This window comes from Serratia sp. Z4 (assembly GCF_009900725.1).
Lineage (GTDB): Bacteria > Pseudomonadota > Gammaproteobacteria > Enterobacterales > Enterobacteriaceae > Serratia > Serratia nematodiphila.
In genome coordinates this window covers 40,689-56,885 of the sequence record NZ_JAAABD010000012.1, presented here as the reverse complement: position 1 = coordinate 56,885, position 16,197 = coordinate 40,689, and the positions used below count along the sequence as shown (strand labels likewise).

The following is a 16,197-nucleotide window of genomic DNA, read 5'->3' as shown; positions in this document are numbered from 1 at the left end:
TCGCTGACGGCGATGGAAGACTGCGTGCGGCGCGTGGCGCTGATGCTGTGGCTGCGAACGCCCCGGCAGTTGTCGCAGTTGCAATTCCACTGGGGAAAGCCGCCGCCCGCTGCCGAGCCGAGAACTTTTATCTGCATGTCTGAACCAGAAAAAGAAGGAAAGAAATGCCCGCGCGAAAGGCGGGCAGACGGGCGATTAACGGTTGGAAATGTACAGCGTCACTTCCAGCCCCAGACGCAGGTCAACAAACTCAGGTTTTTGCCATAACAGCATGATGTTTACCCTCTTTATGTAAAGTAACGGCAGCTAAGCCAAAAAATCCGTTCTATTCCGGCTCAATTCAGGGAGATATCATCAGATATCTCCCTTATTCACGACTACTGCCCGGTATATTCAAAGACCAGAATCGAACCGGGGTTGCTGTGATCGTGCGTAGGATGGTTGGTTTCATCCATAACGTTGCCAAAATTATCTGTCGCTACATAGATTTTCCGCGTATCAGGGCTCACCAACACCGTACGGTAACGATTCGCGGTGTGGAAATATTTAATCACATCCCCCTGCACATCCTTCTTATCCGCATTTAACGGCACTCGGTACAATGCCCCCATTTTCATGGAAGTGATAATAACCGAGTTGCGCCAAGCTTTTATCACGCCATTCTCAGGATAATACGCAATGCTGGAAGGCGCGATTGTCGGCCAACACATATAGGATGAATCGCCCTGACAACTGGCGTTGTTATAAGTAAACCCTTCTCTTACGGTAAAGAAGGTTTTCAACGGCGCTTTGAAATCAGGTGCGCTCCATTCGGTCTCTTTCTGGATCGGTACGCCCGCCGGGATATGGTTCGGATCCCATTGCAGAGACGGGCAATTTTTAGCCTCGGAGTAGTTCGCGTAAACATATGCTTGATCGTCGCGATAGCCTGCGACATGAGGCCAGCCATAGTTGCCGCCGGCTTCGAGGATATTCAACTCATCGTCGGATGAAGGCCCTTGTTCTGTGGCGTACAGCGTATTGCCGACGAAAACGAGACCTTGCGGATTACGGTGACCGTAGGTGAAAAGATGGCTTTTTATCCCGTGAATCACCGGATTATCACTTGGAACAGTGCCGTCGACATTTAAGCGAATGACTTTACCGGCGTAAGAGGAATAATCTTTTTTAGCCAGCTCGGCTTCGGTCGGGATTCGCTGAGCGTCAATTTTCTTGCAGAAATTGGCACCCTGGTTGTGGCCCTGCTCGCCGATCGTGTAATACAACTTGCCATCAGGCCCAAAACGCAGGCGCCCGCCGTTATGATCGTTGCCTGCCGGGAAACCCGCCAGAATTTCTTTCTCATTCCCCAGTTTTTTGGTTTTCTCGTCGTACTCGAAACGGACGATTTTTGCGTGCTCGTCATTGCCATTCATATAGGTATAGGAGGCGTAGACATAGTTATCCCCTCCCGGCTTCATGAAGTTCGGGGACAGCGCCAGCCCCAATACCCCTTCATGCTGCGGCCCGACATGCACGCCGTCAATCTTGATCGCCACCTGCTTTTCACCCGTTTGCGGGTTGATACGAACGATTGACGCAGCCTTGCGCTCCGTTACCCAGAGGTCGCCATCCGGCCCCCAAATCATGTCCCAGGGCGCATCAAGCCCATTAATCAAAACATGGGCCTTGAAAGGTTCTGCCGTTTGAACAACCGCTTGTTCCCCTTTCGGCGAGTGAGAAGCATCCGCCGCATAGGCCATACCGCAGGTCATCAGAGATATGGCAATCGCGTTGAACATCACACTGAATTTGTTATTCATAATTTCCCATCCTATGCCCAGAAACTTTTATGGATGAATATAAAGAAAAAAGGCCTGTCGATTTAAGCTCAATCACAGAGCTCTGCGATAAGGGAAAAAACACTAGCATGATGCAACGCAACACATGCATCATGCCAAATATATGCAAAAAAGAGCGTTAGAAGATTACTTCTCGCTCATTTTATTAAAGCTGGTAATCAGATTTCTGTAATCTGGGATATGTGCTGAGAACAGCGCGCCCAATCCTTCAATATCATTACGCCAATCACGGTGCAATTCACAGGCAACGCCAAACCAGGTCATTAACTGCGCGCCAGCCTGAGACATTCTGTCCCATGCGGAGTCACGCGTAAGTTCATTGAAGGTGCCTGATGCATCAGTCACGACGAATACATCAAAGCCTTCTTCCAGCGCCGACAGCGCAGGGAATGCGACGCAAACCTCCGTAACGACCCCGGCGATAATCAATTGCTTTTTACCGGTAGCTTTGACGGCTTTAACAAAATCTTCATTATCCCAAGCGTTGATATTCCCAGGGCGAGGAATAAATGGAGCATCAGGATGGATCTCTTTTAGCTCCGGCACTAACGGGCCGTTCGGGCCAACTTCAAAACTGGTTGTTAACACCGTAGGCAGCTTGAAATACTTTGCTAAATTAGCCACAGCCAGGACATTATTTTTAAATTTATCGGGATCGATATCACGAACGAGAGAAAGCAACCCCGTTTGATGGTCGACCAATAGCACAGCGGCATCATTTTTATCAAGGCGAACATATTTCTTTGACATATCTCACTCCTTTAAATGGACTGAACGGACCGGGTATAGTACTACAGCGCTAAGACCAGCTGAAAGATGACAAAGCATAGAATAAATTTTAGTCTCTTTCAGCAGAGAAGCAAATTGAAGACACAAAATCGGAATATTAACAAAAAGCTGATTAAATAAGCCACTCCATCAATCATTTACCTCCCCCCTGAAAAAAAAATTGGCTTGTCTTGTGAAAAAAATCTTAAAAGAAATCAACGTTTTCTTATATAACCAGGGGGGTTCTCAGCTCTTAAAACCCGGTAAAAATTGAAAAAAATATTTAAAAATCAAATTTTTACCTTTCCATGATCGCCATGTACATTCCACTGTTTTCAGTCTAATGGAGAGCGTCCTTTTTAATAGGGTTAAACGTGCCATTTTTTTTGCTCAAAGTGACAAGGCATCAAAAGCAAAAGGGGCAATCACCAGACGCCAATTAAAATTAGAATTTAACTATATTAATAATTTATGCATTCCCTCCATGACAGAGACCCGCATGGCGGGATTCATGGAGGTCGTTGAACAGTAGCTGTTATTAATCAATGCCGGAAAAGAAACCGTGCCGTTTCTGCTTAGCCGACGAATAACACCGGGTGAAAGCGTGAATGTTTTATCAATTACTCGGCTAAATGCCTGTTGACTATTGAAGCCTAACATAAAAGCAATATCAATTATTGGTATATCTGTTTCCGTCAAAGCATAGTACGCAAAGAGCGCCCTTCTCTCCCTGACATAACCGCCCAGATTGATACCGGCTCGCATTTTAAACACTCGCTGCAGATGCCATTTAGAATAACCTGACTTTCTGGATATGGCATCAATACTCAAATCCCCACCTAAGTTATTATCAATCCAAATAATAATTTCTCGAACGACGCGCTCGCTGATCTTTCCGTTAAATTCGTCAGACATCTTCTCCCTCCTCATTTAATTAACTTCATTGCACAAATAACCAATGGCAGAAAAAGAATGTGCTGTCAAATTACCCCGCAACCTGTCACTCACAGCCAATTGAGTGGCATCCAAAGCAAATTCCGGTTGAAATAATTATCATCACGGCGGTTTACTTAAGCCCCTTAAAACAATCCCCTTTGTATTACATAAGAGAATTTAATGACATCAGAAACATCATCTGATAAATCCCCGTTCAAGCGATGCAATCAACTATAATTTATGATATTTACATCTTAAGACGGAACCTATCTCTTATCATTATAGGATGATGACTTACGGCACAGAGGAAAAGGGCTGCAACTTTAATAAAAGACAATAGGAACATTCCCAGTCAGACAGTCATTTTTTAGGCAATGTGAGAAAAATAAACGTTAACGGACAACGTAAAATGGAGAGCGGTGCAATGCGAAAGGACAAGTCCTCCTTATTTAACTGGTCAACTGCCGGCATGCTTGCAGAAGAGCGGCTGAGTGAATTTGATCGCCTGCTGAAACAAAGCCTGATCAGCGTTACAACCACCATCGACGATCACTCCCGCTTCTGGTGCCATCTGTCAACGCTCAAGGCCGGGCAATTCTCCATTACTGACATTAATGGTTCAGCCAAACGCTCACAGCGCGACAGAAAGAATATTCTACGTAGCGCCAGCGACGAATACCACCTCGTGTATGCCGGCGCCACATGGCGATTTATCAATCGATACGTCCAAGAGATCACCGTGCCTGCGGGCAGCGCAATCTTGCTCGATACGCGCAAGGAATATATTTCACTTTTGCCGGAGGGTTTCCTTAACCGCACGCTGGCGTTGCCTGCTGAGTGGCTCAACACCTGGGTCGCCAATCCCGAAAAAATGATCGAACAAAACCTGAGCGAGCTTTCAGGCTGGGGGAAAGTATTAGCCGCCTATCTGGAACAGATTTCTCCGCCTTATCTGAGCACAATCGACTTTCAACCGCCAATGATATTGGATCAAATCGGCATGCTGCTCTCGCTGCTCTATCACGATTTGGTTAGCGAAGATGCCTTGTCCCGCAAATTTAGCCGCGATAGAAATTATCAGAAAATCGTGGAAAGTCTGCATCAAAGACACATGAATTTAGTTCTGACCGCAACGGATATCGCGCGAGAGGTCGGCATTTCAACCAGAACATTACACCGCGTGATGGCCAATCAAGGCACCAGTTTCGGCCAGGCGTTAATCAACTACCGCGCCAACTCCGCATTACGTATGCTCAATACCGAAGAATTTGACGAACTCTCCATCGCAGATATCGCCAAACGGGCAGGCTTTGTCGATGTTTCACACTTCAATCGCGTGTGTAAAACCTATTTTGGCGAGTCTCCCGGCAAGATCAGGAAGAAACGCCCTTAAGCGAATCAAAATGTGAGCATTAACGCGCGCCTTGCAGGCCGGCGAGCTCACCATGTTGCATTACGCCGTAGCGTTGGGCAGGCGCACGGTCACGCGGTTATTGGCCGTGGGCAGCTGCAGCGGCGCTTCCTGCCAGCTCACCGCGATAACCAAGACCGGCGGGGCCGGCACGCGCGGCTCACGCCCGTCGGGCCCCACGCTGTAGGCATCCCATTCAATCACGAACACGCCGCCGTCTTGCGGCTCGACTCGTTCAACGAAAAAGGTGGTGTCTGAACCACGCCCACCTGCAGGTTTGTGCGCATAAGAGAGCAGGCAGAACCACTCGCCGGCGAAATAGAGGTGGTACAGGCCATCCACGATATGCTCGCCGCGGAACTGGCAACCGCCGACGCAGAAGGCATCACCCGCCGGGGATTCCGCCACGCGTTCGAGATCGCACACGAAGCGATCGGTCGGCCGGTTATCCAGCCACAACGCATAAGGCGGTGCGTGCAGCAGCGCGGCGGGATCGTCTGCATAGCGCAGATCGGGCGGCAACATCAAACGCGCCGCCAGCACGCGGCCGCTGGGCAAGGTGATCTCCAGACGATCCGCCGGTTCCTCTATCCACTGCGGCACCCACAGACCGCGCACCTGCCGCAACGGCGTGGCCTCCACCTGCCGACACTTCGCCCGCAGCCGCGCCAGCGCCTCGGCGGAACCGGCGGCTAAGGCTCCCTGCTCACGATCGGTCAGCGCGGGCAGCGCGTACATCACCCGGGCGGCAGGCTCGTACACCGTCAGCCCCTCTCCCTCGCGGCTGCGGGTCGGGATCAGGCGCAACCTGCCGCCGTCCACGTCCTGCGGTTCGGCACAGGCGCCATGCACCATCGCCCCGTCGCGCAGCAGCAGCGTCCAAAAGCTGGGGCCGCCCATGCCCAGTTCCCCCACGCCGCCAATCTGCCGGTCACAGTCACCGGCGTGCGCCATTTCAATCGGCTGCGAACGCCAGTCGGTCTTGCGCCACTCTGCCACCTCTTCGGGGTCCTGCGCACCTTTAGCGGCATACTTCGCCCATTGCAGCACGGCAAACAGCGCGATGCACAGCACGCCGACAATCGGCTGATCCTGCCAAATCAACACCCAACCGACGATCAAAAGGGCCCAGGCGGCCATGGCGATATCCTTTTCCAAGAGAAAACCGCCTGATTCTAGCGCAGGCGGTTGGAAGGATTGAAAAAAATATCGCTATCACTCCAGGCTCTATTTGCCTTTGGTCTGGAACAGCTGATTCACCAGCGTCGTGGCCGGCATATCCAGCGCGCCGTACAGCTCGCCGGCTTTGGCATCGCCGTTATCTCCCAGCCACTCTACTCCCACCGTACCGTAATCCGTTGGGATCACTCCGGCCTGCACCAGCCGCGCCATGCCCGCCTCATGCTTGGACTGATTGAACGTGCCGGAAGCGTCGATCACCACATAGGTGTCGTATCCTGCCGCTTTGGCCGTGATCGCCGGGAAGCCGGCGCACACTTCCAGCGATACGCCGGCGATCACGATCTTTTTGCGGCCGGTGGCCTCAACCGCTTTGCGCACGTTCGCGTCGTCCCAGGCGTTGACGCTGTGGCGATCGATAATGTTCACCCCCGGCAACGCAGCCTTAAGCTCCGGAATGATCGGCCCGAAAGGACCGTTGGCGCCGGTCGAGGTCACGATCACCGGAATGCCCATCACCTGGGCCGCCTTGGCGAGCGCCACGACGTTATGTTTCAGCGTTGCGCTCTCCATGTCGCGCACGCCGGTGATCAGACCGATCTGATGGTCAACCAACAGCAGCACCGAGTTGTGGCGATCCAACAGCTGCAAGGGGCCGGACGCCGGCTGTGCCTGAGTATGCGGCTGTGGCGCTGCCGGCGCCGCGAAGGCCGGTTGCGCCGCCCCGGCCATGGCGATGGCCAGAGCCAAAGTGCGGTAAAGGTTTTTCATGATGTTTATCCTCGTTTCAACAATGGTGTGCCTGCAGGATAAAACCGCATCGATCAGGGTTAAATAGGCGATAATAGAAGCTATCATTGCAAAAATGATCATGATGGAGTGTGTGATGAAGGTGTTTCCACTCGATCTCAACGCCATGTATTTTTTCACTCAGGTGGTTGAGCACAAAGGTTTTACCGCTGCCGGCACAGCGCTGGGCATCCCGACCTCTCGCCTGAGCCGCCAGGTGGCGCAGTTGGAACGTCAACTCAACCTGCGGTTGCTGCAAAGAACCTCGCGGCGTATTCAGCTCACCGAGGTGGGCCGCGAGGTCTATCTGCACTGCGTCGCCATGATGCAGCAAGCGCATCAGGCGCAGCAGACGGCGCTGCGCACGCTGGCGGAACCGAACGGCACCGTGCGCTTCAGCGCGTCGCCGCTGTTGGCGGACGAAGTGATCGCTCCGCTCCTGCCGGCATTTATGGCGCGCTTTCCCAAAGTGAACGTAGAAACGCACGTCACCGCCCGGCGGATAGATCTGTTGGAGGAAGGATTGGACTTCACTGTCCGCGGGCTTGGCATCGCCAACGAGGCCGCAGGGCTTATCCAGCGGCGACTCGGCACCGCCAAATGGCTGTTGGCCGCCAGCCCGGCATGGCTGGCGCGACACGGCGCGCCGTCAACACCACAACAGCTGAGCGATATGCCCTGTTTGCTTTACCCGCCACAACAGGGGGCACCGAGCTGGCGGCTCTACGGGCCGCAAAACGCCGTGGTCACCGTGCCCTTCTCACCCCGCTTAAGCAGCGATAATTTGCAGGTGATCCTGCGCGCCGCCCTTGATGGGCAAGGGATCTGCGGCATTCCCTATTACGCCTGCCGCCAGGCGCTTGCGCGTGGCGATTTGCAAGAGGTGCTGCGCGGGTGGCATCCGCAAAACGGCGAGCTGGTGCTGCTTTATCCCTCGCGCCGCGGAGTGCCACCAGCGGTAAAAGCGCTGATCGACTTTTTTTACCAGGAAATACCGCCGTTATTGAACGATCGATAAACGCGGCTCTCGCCGCGTTATTCTTTAATAACTTCAATAATAAGCCTGGCAATATATAATCACTTATCGCATCGTTTATGTGACCATACCACTCACATAAATAACGCCTCATGTAAAATCTCACGTTAAAAACACAACACACTGTATCGCATGGGATATTTCTCTCAACCTAAAAGCAAAAGGCACAAACAAAGAAAAAAAACTGCAATAATTTGTGCATATTCCAAACATTGACTATGTTTAGACAGACTATTTATATGCAGTTGGACAAAGACACTGACAGCAATTAAAAAGTCCGTTTTTTAGCGGGCGGGGAAATATTTTATCAACAATATTCCGAGGAAGCTTTATCTCCATGGAACGGGTCACTTTGCGTTTTATCAAGCCAATAGGCTACACACCGCAATTAATATCATTATTAGCATTCCGGAGACCGACAATGAAAATCGTTACGGGCATTATCTTTACCTCTGTGGCCGCCTTCAGCGGCGCGGCTTACGCGGCCGATGCGCAACCTACCACCGGCAACGCGGAAGTGACGCTGGAACATGTGCACGCCGTGATGGAAAACGGCAGCCCGGCACCGCAGCACGACGCCGCCTGCAAAAAAGAACTCTCCATGCCGGAATCGAAATATATGGGCATGAAGGTTAAAACCGATTACACCATCAACAGCAGCACCATGATGATGTCGGCCAAATCGATGTTCCCATCGCCGGATTCCATGAAACCGATGGAGCTGACGGTCGATCTCTCCGCGCTGGGCCTGGCGGATGTGTATGCCTTCGGCGCCTTTAAACCGGCGGCGCTGCCGCAGGCGTATATTTATTTCACCATCGACAAGAATTTTAAAGATCCGGTCAGCACCTTTATGGTCATTAACCAAGGCAAGCAATATAACTGCGTCATCTCCAGCTCGAATAAAATGATGAGCAAAGAGATGCGCGGCAAGATGATGATGAAGAAACAGTAACGGAATGAAAAACGGCGCTTCCCTTAACAGGAGGCGCCGTCAGAAAAGCATTAAATCAGACCAGGATTGTATTTCTGGTTGAATTTCTCTTCCGATTGGAACAGATAAATAATACCTTCGATAAAGCCGACAATCGCCGGGATCCCCGTCCAGCAGAACAGCAGGTAGAACAGCCCCCACCACTTCATGCCCAGGTAAAACTTGTGAATGCCCAATCCGCCCAGGAAGATGGCCAGCAGGGCCGCCGCGAGCTTGTCTTTTCTGCTCATAGTGCACTTCTCCTAACTTCTCACCGAACCACCGGCATATCCAAAAACGGATGCCGCTCCACAGAGCGCCGCATCGCACTGCTTGAGGAGGAAAACATTCACCCATCAAGGCTCAACAGGGGTAATTATAACAGTGATTAATTAAACGGTTGTTTAACCGGGGAAAGGATAAGCAGAGGGAAGCATGGGAAGTGAGGTTGCAGATACTCGGTTTCGGCTCAAAAAACACGCACGCTCGCAGGATCTCGTAAGCATAATAGATGAACGAACATTATCCCGCAGCAGTCATTGTAAGAGATAAGGTTAAAACAAATTTTCATTGCCTGATATTGGCATACCGTTCTAATTTTTAGTTTCCCTGGTGAATGCCTGCAGACGGCTAAAAGCAGCTCACTTGCAAGTGTTCAAAAAATGATTATATCACGACGCTAAAGCCCATCGCGTTGAGTATTATGCGCCGCGATCGCATTCGCCATAAGTGCATAATCCTTGATGACACCCGGATGACGACGCCCTGAGCAGAAGATAAAATCACAGCGTTGCTCATCTTCGATCAGTTTTTTTGCCAGATGCCTGACTCGCAACTTGGGTGTTGTATTAATTCTGGTCACCCGCTCTCTTTCAGTTTCATTACTTTGCGGATGAACCTTTTCTTCATACTCGCCGATCATCAAGGTTATTTTATTAACGCTTTCAGCGATTGTTAACTTGCCATCAGGAAGCAACGCCCCATTCCCCCACCAGATCGATGGACTGGCCGCCAGATAATTTTGAAACGCGTCAGGATGGTTCAACAGCGTATAAAGTACAAAATGCCCGCCATGTGAATGACCTGCCAGCGTTTGTTTGTCTGTATTGATTGAGTAGTGTGACTCAATCCAGGGCTTAACGCATGTGGTGATAAACTGATAAAATGCCGGCGCTCCGCCACCGTCAATAAACTCCTTATCATCAGAGGGAACCGTATAGTCGCGGGTTCTTGCTTTTAGTATATCCACCCCATCCTGATAGCCGATGCCGACATAAAGAATATTATCGTTACTTCTGCGCCGATGCTGGTCGGTCAGCTTGGAGAATTGAGTATTGGCATCGAGAAAGTAAAGCGCTTTTAAATCGCCATGCGCTTGCTTGTCATGAGCAATAAAAACTCTATAACGTTGACCATTAAAGTTAAAGTCCTTCGTTCTTGAAATCAAACATCCACACATAACAACCTCACTTTATAAATAAGCCAGTGGTTTAACATTGGCGACAATGTCTTTTTCCAGATAAAAAAAGACGGTGAGGTTCAACCGTAGCAACGTATTATTCTGCTTACGACGCTTGCTGGTTGTGTGAATGATTAAACAAACGCGTTTGTATTATACCTTGCAGCGCATTGCCACGTAGCGATAAGCAGAAATATCAACCGCAAACGTTGCAGACGCCAGTGCTGCGTATTTTTACAAGGAAGGCATTGCGAGACTTGAAATGGTGCCGATAATAGGAGTCGAACCTACGACCTTCGCATTACGAATGCGCTGCTCTACCAACTGAGCTATATCGGCATCGAGCCGGGCCTGCGGGGCAAGCCGGAAGTGCGTTGAACAAGGTAGACCTGCGCGCGAAATGAGTCAAGAGCCGCCGGGGCGTTTGGTCGTTTTACAAGCAACCAGACTGTCGTGCAGTCCCGTTTACAAAAACAATCAGGGCGCAGCATGCTGCGCCCTGACCTCTTTATGACCGCAATCCGGCCTTAGCTGCGCACCAGATCGTCGCCGTAGCCGATCCATTTGTAGGTAGTCAGCGCGTCCAGGCCCATCGGGCCGCGGGCGTGCAGTTTCTGGGTGCTCACCGCCACTTCCGCGCCCAGGCCGAACTGGCCGCCGTCGGTGAAGCGGGTGCTGGCGTTGACGTACACCGCCGAGGAGTCCACCGCGCGCACGAAGTGCTCGGCGCTGCTCAGCGAGCGGGTGAGGATCGCGTCGGAGTGGTTGGTGCCGTGGGTGCGGATGTGGTCGATAGCCTGATCGATATCGTCCACCAGCAACACGTTCAGATCCAGCGACAGCCATTCGTCGTCGTAATCCTCCGCATTCACCGGCACCACCGTCGCCGGGCCGCCCTGCAGCAACGGCAGCGCATTTTCCGCCGCGTGCAGCGTCACGCCCACCGCCGCCATTTTGGCGCTCAGCGCCGGCAGGAACTCGGCGGCGATGCTGCGGTTCACCAGCAGCGTCTCCAGCGAGTTACAGGCGCTCGGGCGCTGGATCTTGGCGTTTTCAATCACCGTCAGCGCCTTGTCGAAATCGACGTCGGCATCCACGTAGGTGTGGCACACGCCGATGCCGCCGGTGATCACCGGGATGGTCGATTGCTCGCGGCACAGCTTGTGCAGGCCGGCGCCGCCGCGCGGGATCAGCATGTCGACATAGCGATCCAGGCGCAGCAGTTCGTTCACCAGCGCGCGATCCGGGCTGTCGATCGCCTGCACCGCCGCCGCCGGCAGGCCGCACTGTTCCAGCGCCTGCTGGATCACTTTCACCGTCGCCTGGTTGGTGTTGTGCGTCTCTTTCCCGCCGCGCAGGATCACCGCGTTGCCGGTTTTCAGGCACAGGCTGGCGACGTCGATGGTGACGTTCGGCCGCGCCTCGTAAATCACGCCGATCACGCCGAGCGGCACCCGGCGGCGCTCCAGCTTCAGCCCGCTGTCCAGCAGGTTGCCGTCCAGCACATGGCCGACCGGATCGTTCAGGCGGCACACCTGGCGCACGTCGTTGGCGATCGCCGCCAGCCGCGCCGGGGTCAGCAGCAGGCGATCGAGCAGCGCTTCGCTCATGCCGGTGGCGCGCGCCTGCACCATGTCTTGTTCGTTCGCCAGCAGGATCGCTTCACTGTTGGCTTCCAACCTGTCGGCCATCACCGACAGCACCTGATTCTTCTTCGCCGTGCTCAGCACCGCCAGCTGCCAGGAGGCCTGCTTGGCGGCCTTCCCCATCTGCTCCAGCATGCTCACTCCTTAACTGACAATCATATCGTCGCGGTGCACTGCCACCGGACCGTATTCGTAACCGAGGATCTCGCTGATTTCCTGCGAGTGGTGCCCGGCGATCATGCGCATCGCATCGCTGTTATAGCGGCTGACACCGTGCGCCAGATCGCGCCCCGCCAGGTTGCGGATGCGGATCACTTCGCCGCGCGAGAAGTCGCCCTTCACTTCGCGGATGCCTTTCGGCAGCAGCGAGCTGCCGCGCGCCATCATCGCTTCCACCGCACCGTCATCGACGGTGATCTCACCGGCCGGCGGCGCGCCAAAGATCCAGCGCTTGCGGTTTTCCAGCGGGGTTTCCAGCGCGTGGAAACGGGTGCCCACCGGTTTGCCCTCGATCACGTCCGCCACCACGCCCGGCTTGCTGCCGGCGGCGATCACCACGTCGATGCCGGCGCGGCAGGCCACGTCGGCCGCCTGCAGTTTGGTGCCCATGCCGCCGGTGCCCAGACCGGAGACGCTGTCGCCGGCGATGGCGCGCAGCGCGTCGTCGATGCCGTGCACTTCACGGATCAGTTCGGCCTGCGGGTTGTTGCGCGGATCGGCGGTGTAGAGGCCCTGCTGATCGGTCAGCAGCAGCAGTTTATCGGCCCCGGCCAGAATGGCCGCCAGCGCCGACAGGTTATCGTTGTCGCCCACTTTGATTTCGGCGGTGGCGACGGCGTCGTTCTCATTGATTACCGGCACGATGCGGTTGTCCAGCAGCGCCGTCATGGTGTCGCGCGCGTTGAGGAAGCGCTCGCGGTCTTCCAGATCGGCGCGCGTCAGCAGCATCTGCCCGACGTGGATGCCGTAAATGGAGAACAGCTGTTCCCACAGCTGGATCAGCCGGCTCTGCCCTACCGCCGCCAGCAGCTGCTTGGAGGCGATGGTGGCGGGCAGCTCGGGATAGCCCAGGTGCTCGCGCCCGGCGGCGATGGCGCCGGAGGTGACGATGACGATGCGGTGGCCCGCGGCGTGTTGCTGCGCGCACTGGCGCACCAATTCGACGATGTGGGCGCGGTTCAGACGCAGCGATCCGCCGGTCAACACGCTGGTGCCCAATTTCACAACCAATGTCTGGCTGCCGTTCATAGTATTTCTGCCGTGTGTAATGATGAGAAGAAGAGTGCAAAGGTCTTTGTAACAGGAGAGACGCGTTATGCCAACAGGCACAACGCGAAATCAGCACAATACGTGGTCAAACGGGGTCAGGCGGAGAGTTTGATCAGTTTTTCTTTGAAATCGTCGGCGGGTTCCAGCCCCAGCTCCATGGTCGCCAGCAGCTCGCCCAGGCGGCGATGGAAGTCGCGCAGGGTGTCTTCCAGCTTGGCGTTCACTTCATCATCCTTAATGTTTTGCGCCGTCCAGTCGCCTTCCTTGTCGAACAGGCCGAATTGGTACGAATAGGTGAAGCGCGCCTCTTCCGCCTGCAGCTCCATCCACCAGCCCCAGAACTCGCGCTTCTCCGGAGCGGGCTTTACATTGACGCAGACAGCCAAACAATCAAAGAAAAAACGGTCGTTTTCACATTGCCCTTCACGCAGGTACGGCCCCAAGCTGGCAAAACGTTTCATTAGTCGGCTTTTAGGGTGACCACTCGGTAACGTCATTCTCTCACCTCCTCAATGTAGACCACTCTTTTTAACAAACTGTTAAAATTTAGCAACTAATTAACGCATTTTGTCCCTCAGCCAACCGGACATCTGCAGCAACGCCCGGTGGAAGCTGTCGTAAACCGGGGTGCGCGGGATGGCGACCAGCTTGCCGCTCACCGAGGAGGTGACGATCAGCTGCGACTCCTCTTTCGGGCTGAGCGTATCGCGCTCCCAATAGCCGGAGATCATCGGCGTCGGGCAGCGGCGCCCCAGCAGCCCCTGCATTTTCAGCGAGTAGCTGTTCAGCTCCACCTTCAGCACGTTGTCCGAGGCGTTAGCCATGCCCATGCGGCTGGCCAGCACGTCCATATACATGTCCGGCACGTTCAGCTGGGTGCTGCTGTCGCACAGCAGGCGATGCACCACCGGCCCCAGGCAGGCTACGCCGCGCAGCCGCTGCGGCTCCAGGTAGGCCAATCGCACCGCCACGTTGGCGCCGAAGCGGAAGCCGAAGGCGCTCACCCGCTGATGATCCACCCACGGCACCGAGGCCAGCTGGATCAGCACCTGCTGGTGCAGGTAGCTGGAGTCCTGCGTCAGCTTCCATTTGCAGGAAGAACCGATCGACGGCATGTCGAGCGTCAGCATGGCGATGCCGTGCGGCGCCAGGTAGTCGCGGAACAGGCGATGATAGTCGGTCTGCAGCGTATCGAGGCTGCCGCACATCAGCACCGTCGGGAACGGCGCTTCGCCCTTCTCCGGCATGTGCAGGAACCCGGTGACGCTGCCGCCGCCTTCGATGCGAAACTCCAGCTCTTTCAGCTGATACGGCAGCAGCAGCGCCGCCTCTTCGTACGCGCGGTTGGCGAGCATCTCCGCCTGTTCGGCCAGTTCGTCGCCCTTCAGGTGCGGGTAGCCGGCGATGCTGTACAGGCTCGCGGCCTTCAGCCAGTATTCGCCGCCGAGCAGCGGATCTTGCTGCTCCGTCGCCCGCTGTTGCCACTGCATGCCCTGATGGATCCACTCGTAGATCCAGTTGCCGTTGCGGTAGCCCACCACGGTATCCAGCCGCTGCGGATTGCTGCGCTCGGCGTCGGAGGCGGCGATGCGCGCCAACACTTCGTGGATTTCGATCGGGCTGACGCCGCGCCAGGCCCACAGCAGCGGGTTCAGCATGCGGTACCAGCTGCCGGTGGTGTCGCCTTCCAATGCGGAATGCATGGCGGCGCTGACTTTGTTGCGCGCGCGCAGCACCAGCGTCGAGGTTTCAGGGTGTTTGAATTTGGGCTTGAAAAGAATTTCAGAAAGGTTGGCCTGTGCCATGGTAACAACAGCCTCCGTAAATCTGGCGATAGGCCGCAACAGGCCTACTTAACTGGAGGTAGTGTACCTAACTCTGGCGGGATAAACCAAGATAACGCAAACGCCCGGCATAACCGGGCGTCGGGCGGCTGACAAAGGAGGAAAAAGCGTGGTTTTTCCTCCTTTGTGGTCAACGGCCGAAAATCAATAAATTGATTTTCCTTATTTTTTATATCTTGCCTTCGGTAAGCCTGACAACGCCATCACGTTTATCCTTAAACAAACGCCCGGCATAACCGGGCGTTGACTTGGAACTGGCTGGGCTTAGCGACCGCCGATAGGGGGAACGAAGCTGACGCCCATGTCCCACGGCTGTTCGATCCAGGTGTCCTGCGGGATGTCGATCACATAGTCGTCCACCAGCGGACGGCCCGCCGGCTTGGCGAAGATGGTGACGAAATGCGCTTTCGGGTACATGTCGCGGATCGCTTTTGCGGTGCCGCCGGTATCCACCAGATCGTCCACCACGATGAAGCCTTCACCGTCGCCTTCGGCGCGCTTGAGCACTTTCATTTCGCGCTGGTTGTCATGGTCGTAGCTGGAAATGCAGACGGTATCCACATAGCGAATGCCCAGTTCGCGCGCCAGCAGGCCCGCCGGCACCAGGCCGCCGCGGCTGACGGCAATGATGCCGGTCCATTTGTCGGCAGGCAGCAGGCGGTGCGCCAGCTTGCGTGCATGTATTTGCAGCATATCCCAGGTAACAACGTATTTTTCGCTCATAGAATCGTGTCCCAGCCGGCTGGTGAAGCGGCTTACTTTATAGTTCAGGGGAAAAAAGGTTGCGCGAGATTATAGAGACTGGCCGCGTTGAATTCCAGCTGTACCGAGGAAAACCTCGCGATTTCCGCCGCGCGGCTTTTCGGTGATTGATGCTGAAAAAGCGAACGTTCCCGCCGCGAAGCCGTGTGATCAAGCGCTTAAACCGCACAATACGGGGCGCGCGCCGCCGGAAATAAAGTGATATTCTCTAACGATCGTGCCACGACGCACAGATACCCGCTCACCTCAACCGCGCGGCACGCCCGTCCTGTCGGAGCCTGCCG

At 54.6% G+C, this 16,197-nt stretch carries 16 protein-coding genes, 1 tRNA gene and 1 pseudogene; 3 read left to right on the top strand and 15 right to left on the bottom strand.

Annotation, left to right across the window (positions count from 1 at the left end; translation table 11 throughout):
- From GT753_RS24230 to GT753_RS24210, 5 genes and pseudogenes are all read right to left on the bottom strand, one after another.
- Positions 1 to 137, bottom strand: a pseudogene (locus tag GT753_RS24230) (pyrroloquinoline quinone biosynthesis protein B); the annotation flags it as partial.
- Between the two features lie 58 nt (positions 138 to 195).
- Complete coding sequence (gene pqqA / locus GT753_RS24225) at positions 196 to 273, bottom strand: pyrroloquinoline quinone precursor peptide PqqA (RefSeq protein ID WP_004930284.1); 78 nt, start codon at positions 271 to 273, stop codon at positions 196 to 198.
- Between the two features lie 104 nt (positions 274 to 377).
- A complete protein-coding gene (locus tag GT753_RS24220) occupies positions 378 to 1,802 on the bottom strand; it encodes a glucose/sorbosone family PQQ-dependent dehydrogenase (RefSeq protein ID WP_004930281.1) in 1,425 nt (474 codons plus the stop codon).
- Between the two features lie 165 nt (positions 1,803 to 1,967).
- Entirely contained in the window at positions 1,968 to 2,591 is a 624-nt protein-coding gene (ycaC, locus tag GT753_RS24215; protein ID WP_015376766.1) for an isochorismate family cysteine hydrolase YcaC, read from the bottom strand.
- A gap of 474 nt (positions 2,592 to 3,065) precedes the next feature.
- Positions 3,066 to 3,524, bottom strand: a complete 459-nt coding sequence (locus tag GT753_RS24210; protein WP_160126043.1) for a helix-turn-helix domain-containing protein — start codon at positions 3,522 to 3,524, stop codon at positions 3,066 to 3,068.
- Positions 3,525 to 3,969: 445 nt separating this feature from the next.
- Between GT753_RS24210 and GT753_RS24205 the strand changes: the two genes are divergently transcribed.
- Positions 3,970 to 4,938 (top strand): AraC family transcriptional regulator, encoded by a 969-nt coding sequence (locus GT753_RS24205; RefSeq protein ID WP_160126042.1) that lies wholly within the window; start codon positions 3,970 to 3,972, stop codon positions 4,936 to 4,938.
- Between the two features lie 60 nt (positions 4,939 to 4,998).
- Here GT753_RS24205 and GT753_RS24200 read toward each other — a convergent pair whose 3' ends face one another.
- Together GT753_RS24200 and GT753_RS24195 are read right to left on the bottom strand one after the other, a co-directional pair.
- On the bottom strand, positions 4,999 to 6,096 hold the full coding sequence (locus tag GT753_RS24200) for a hypothetical protein (RefSeq protein WP_160126041.1): 1,098 nt from the start codon (positions 6,094 to 6,096) through the stop codon (positions 4,999 to 5,001).
- An 87-nt stretch (positions 6,097 to 6,183) separates the two neighbouring features.
- Positions 6,184 to 6,906 (bottom strand): isochorismatase family protein, encoded by a 723-nt coding sequence (locus GT753_RS24195; protein WP_021505281.1) that lies wholly within the window; start codon positions 6,904 to 6,906, stop codon positions 6,184 to 6,186.
- A gap of 115 nt (positions 6,907 to 7,021) precedes the next feature.
- Between GT753_RS24195 and GT753_RS24190 the strand changes: the two genes are divergently transcribed.
- Positions 7,022 to 7,942: a LysR substrate-binding domain-containing protein gene (locus GT753_RS24190; RefSeq protein WP_021505280.1), complete on the top strand. Its 921-nt coding sequence runs from the start codon at positions 7,022 to 7,024 to the stop codon at positions 7,940 to 7,942.
- Positions 7,943 to 8,381: 439 nt separating this feature from the next.
- On the top strand, positions 8,382 to 8,915 hold the full coding sequence (locus GT753_RS24185) for a hypothetical protein (protein ID WP_015376762.1): 534 nt from the start codon (positions 8,382 to 8,384) through the stop codon (positions 8,913 to 8,915).
- 50 nt (positions 8,916 to 8,965) lie between these two features.
- Here the strand turns inward: GT753_RS24185 and GT753_RS24180 are convergent, their stop codons facing one another.
- The 8 genes from GT753_RS24180 to gpt all read right to left on the bottom strand — a co-directional run bounded on the left by GT753_RS24180 (position 8,966) and on the right by gpt (position 15,874).
- Positions 8,966 to 9,184, bottom strand: a complete 219-nt coding sequence (locus tag GT753_RS24180; protein WP_015376761.1) for a TM2 domain-containing protein — start codon at positions 9,182 to 9,184, stop codon at positions 8,966 to 8,968.
- 428 nt (positions 9,185 to 9,612) lie between these two features.
- On the bottom strand, positions 9,613 to 10,392 hold the full coding sequence (locus GT753_RS24175) for an alpha/beta hydrolase (protein WP_015376760.1): 780 nt from the start codon (positions 10,390 to 10,392) through the stop codon (positions 9,613 to 9,615).
- Between the two features lie 263 nt (positions 10,393 to 10,655).
- A tRNA-Thr gene (locus GT753_RS24170) sits at positions 10,656 to 10,731 on the bottom strand.
- A gap of 188 nt (positions 10,732 to 10,919) precedes the next feature.
- Positions 10,920 to 12,173, bottom strand: coding sequence for a glutamate-5-semialdehyde dehydrogenase (proA, locus tag GT753_RS24165; protein ID WP_075686147.1), 1,254 nt, complete (start codon positions 12,171 to 12,173; stop codon positions 10,920 to 10,922).
- Between the two features lie 9 nt (positions 12,174 to 12,182).
- The gene (proB, locus tag GT753_RS24160) at positions 12,183 to 13,286 is read right to left on the bottom strand and encodes a glutamate 5-kinase (protein ID WP_015376738.1); all 1,104 of its coding nucleotides are present in this window, start codon (positions 13,284 to 13,286) and stop codon (positions 12,183 to 12,185) included.
- A gap of 116 nt (positions 13,287 to 13,402) precedes the next feature.
- Positions 13,403 to 13,804, bottom strand: a complete 402-nt coding sequence (gene crl, locus GT753_RS24155; protein WP_004930258.1) for a sigma factor-binding protein Crl — start codon at positions 13,802 to 13,804, stop codon at positions 13,403 to 13,405.
- Positions 13,805 to 13,864: 60 nt separating this feature from the next.
- Entirely contained in the window at positions 13,865 to 15,112 is a 1,248-nt protein-coding gene (gene frsA, locus GT753_RS24150; RefSeq protein ID WP_021504999.1) for an esterase FrsA, read from the bottom strand.
- Between the two features lie 303 nt (positions 15,113 to 15,415).
- The gene (gene gpt / locus GT753_RS24145) at positions 15,416 to 15,874 is read right to left on the bottom strand and encodes a xanthine phosphoribosyltransferase (RefSeq protein WP_004930253.1); all 459 of its coding nucleotides are present in this window, start codon (positions 15,872 to 15,874) and stop codon (positions 15,416 to 15,418) included.
- Positions 15,875 to 16,197: the final 323 nt, after the last annotated feature.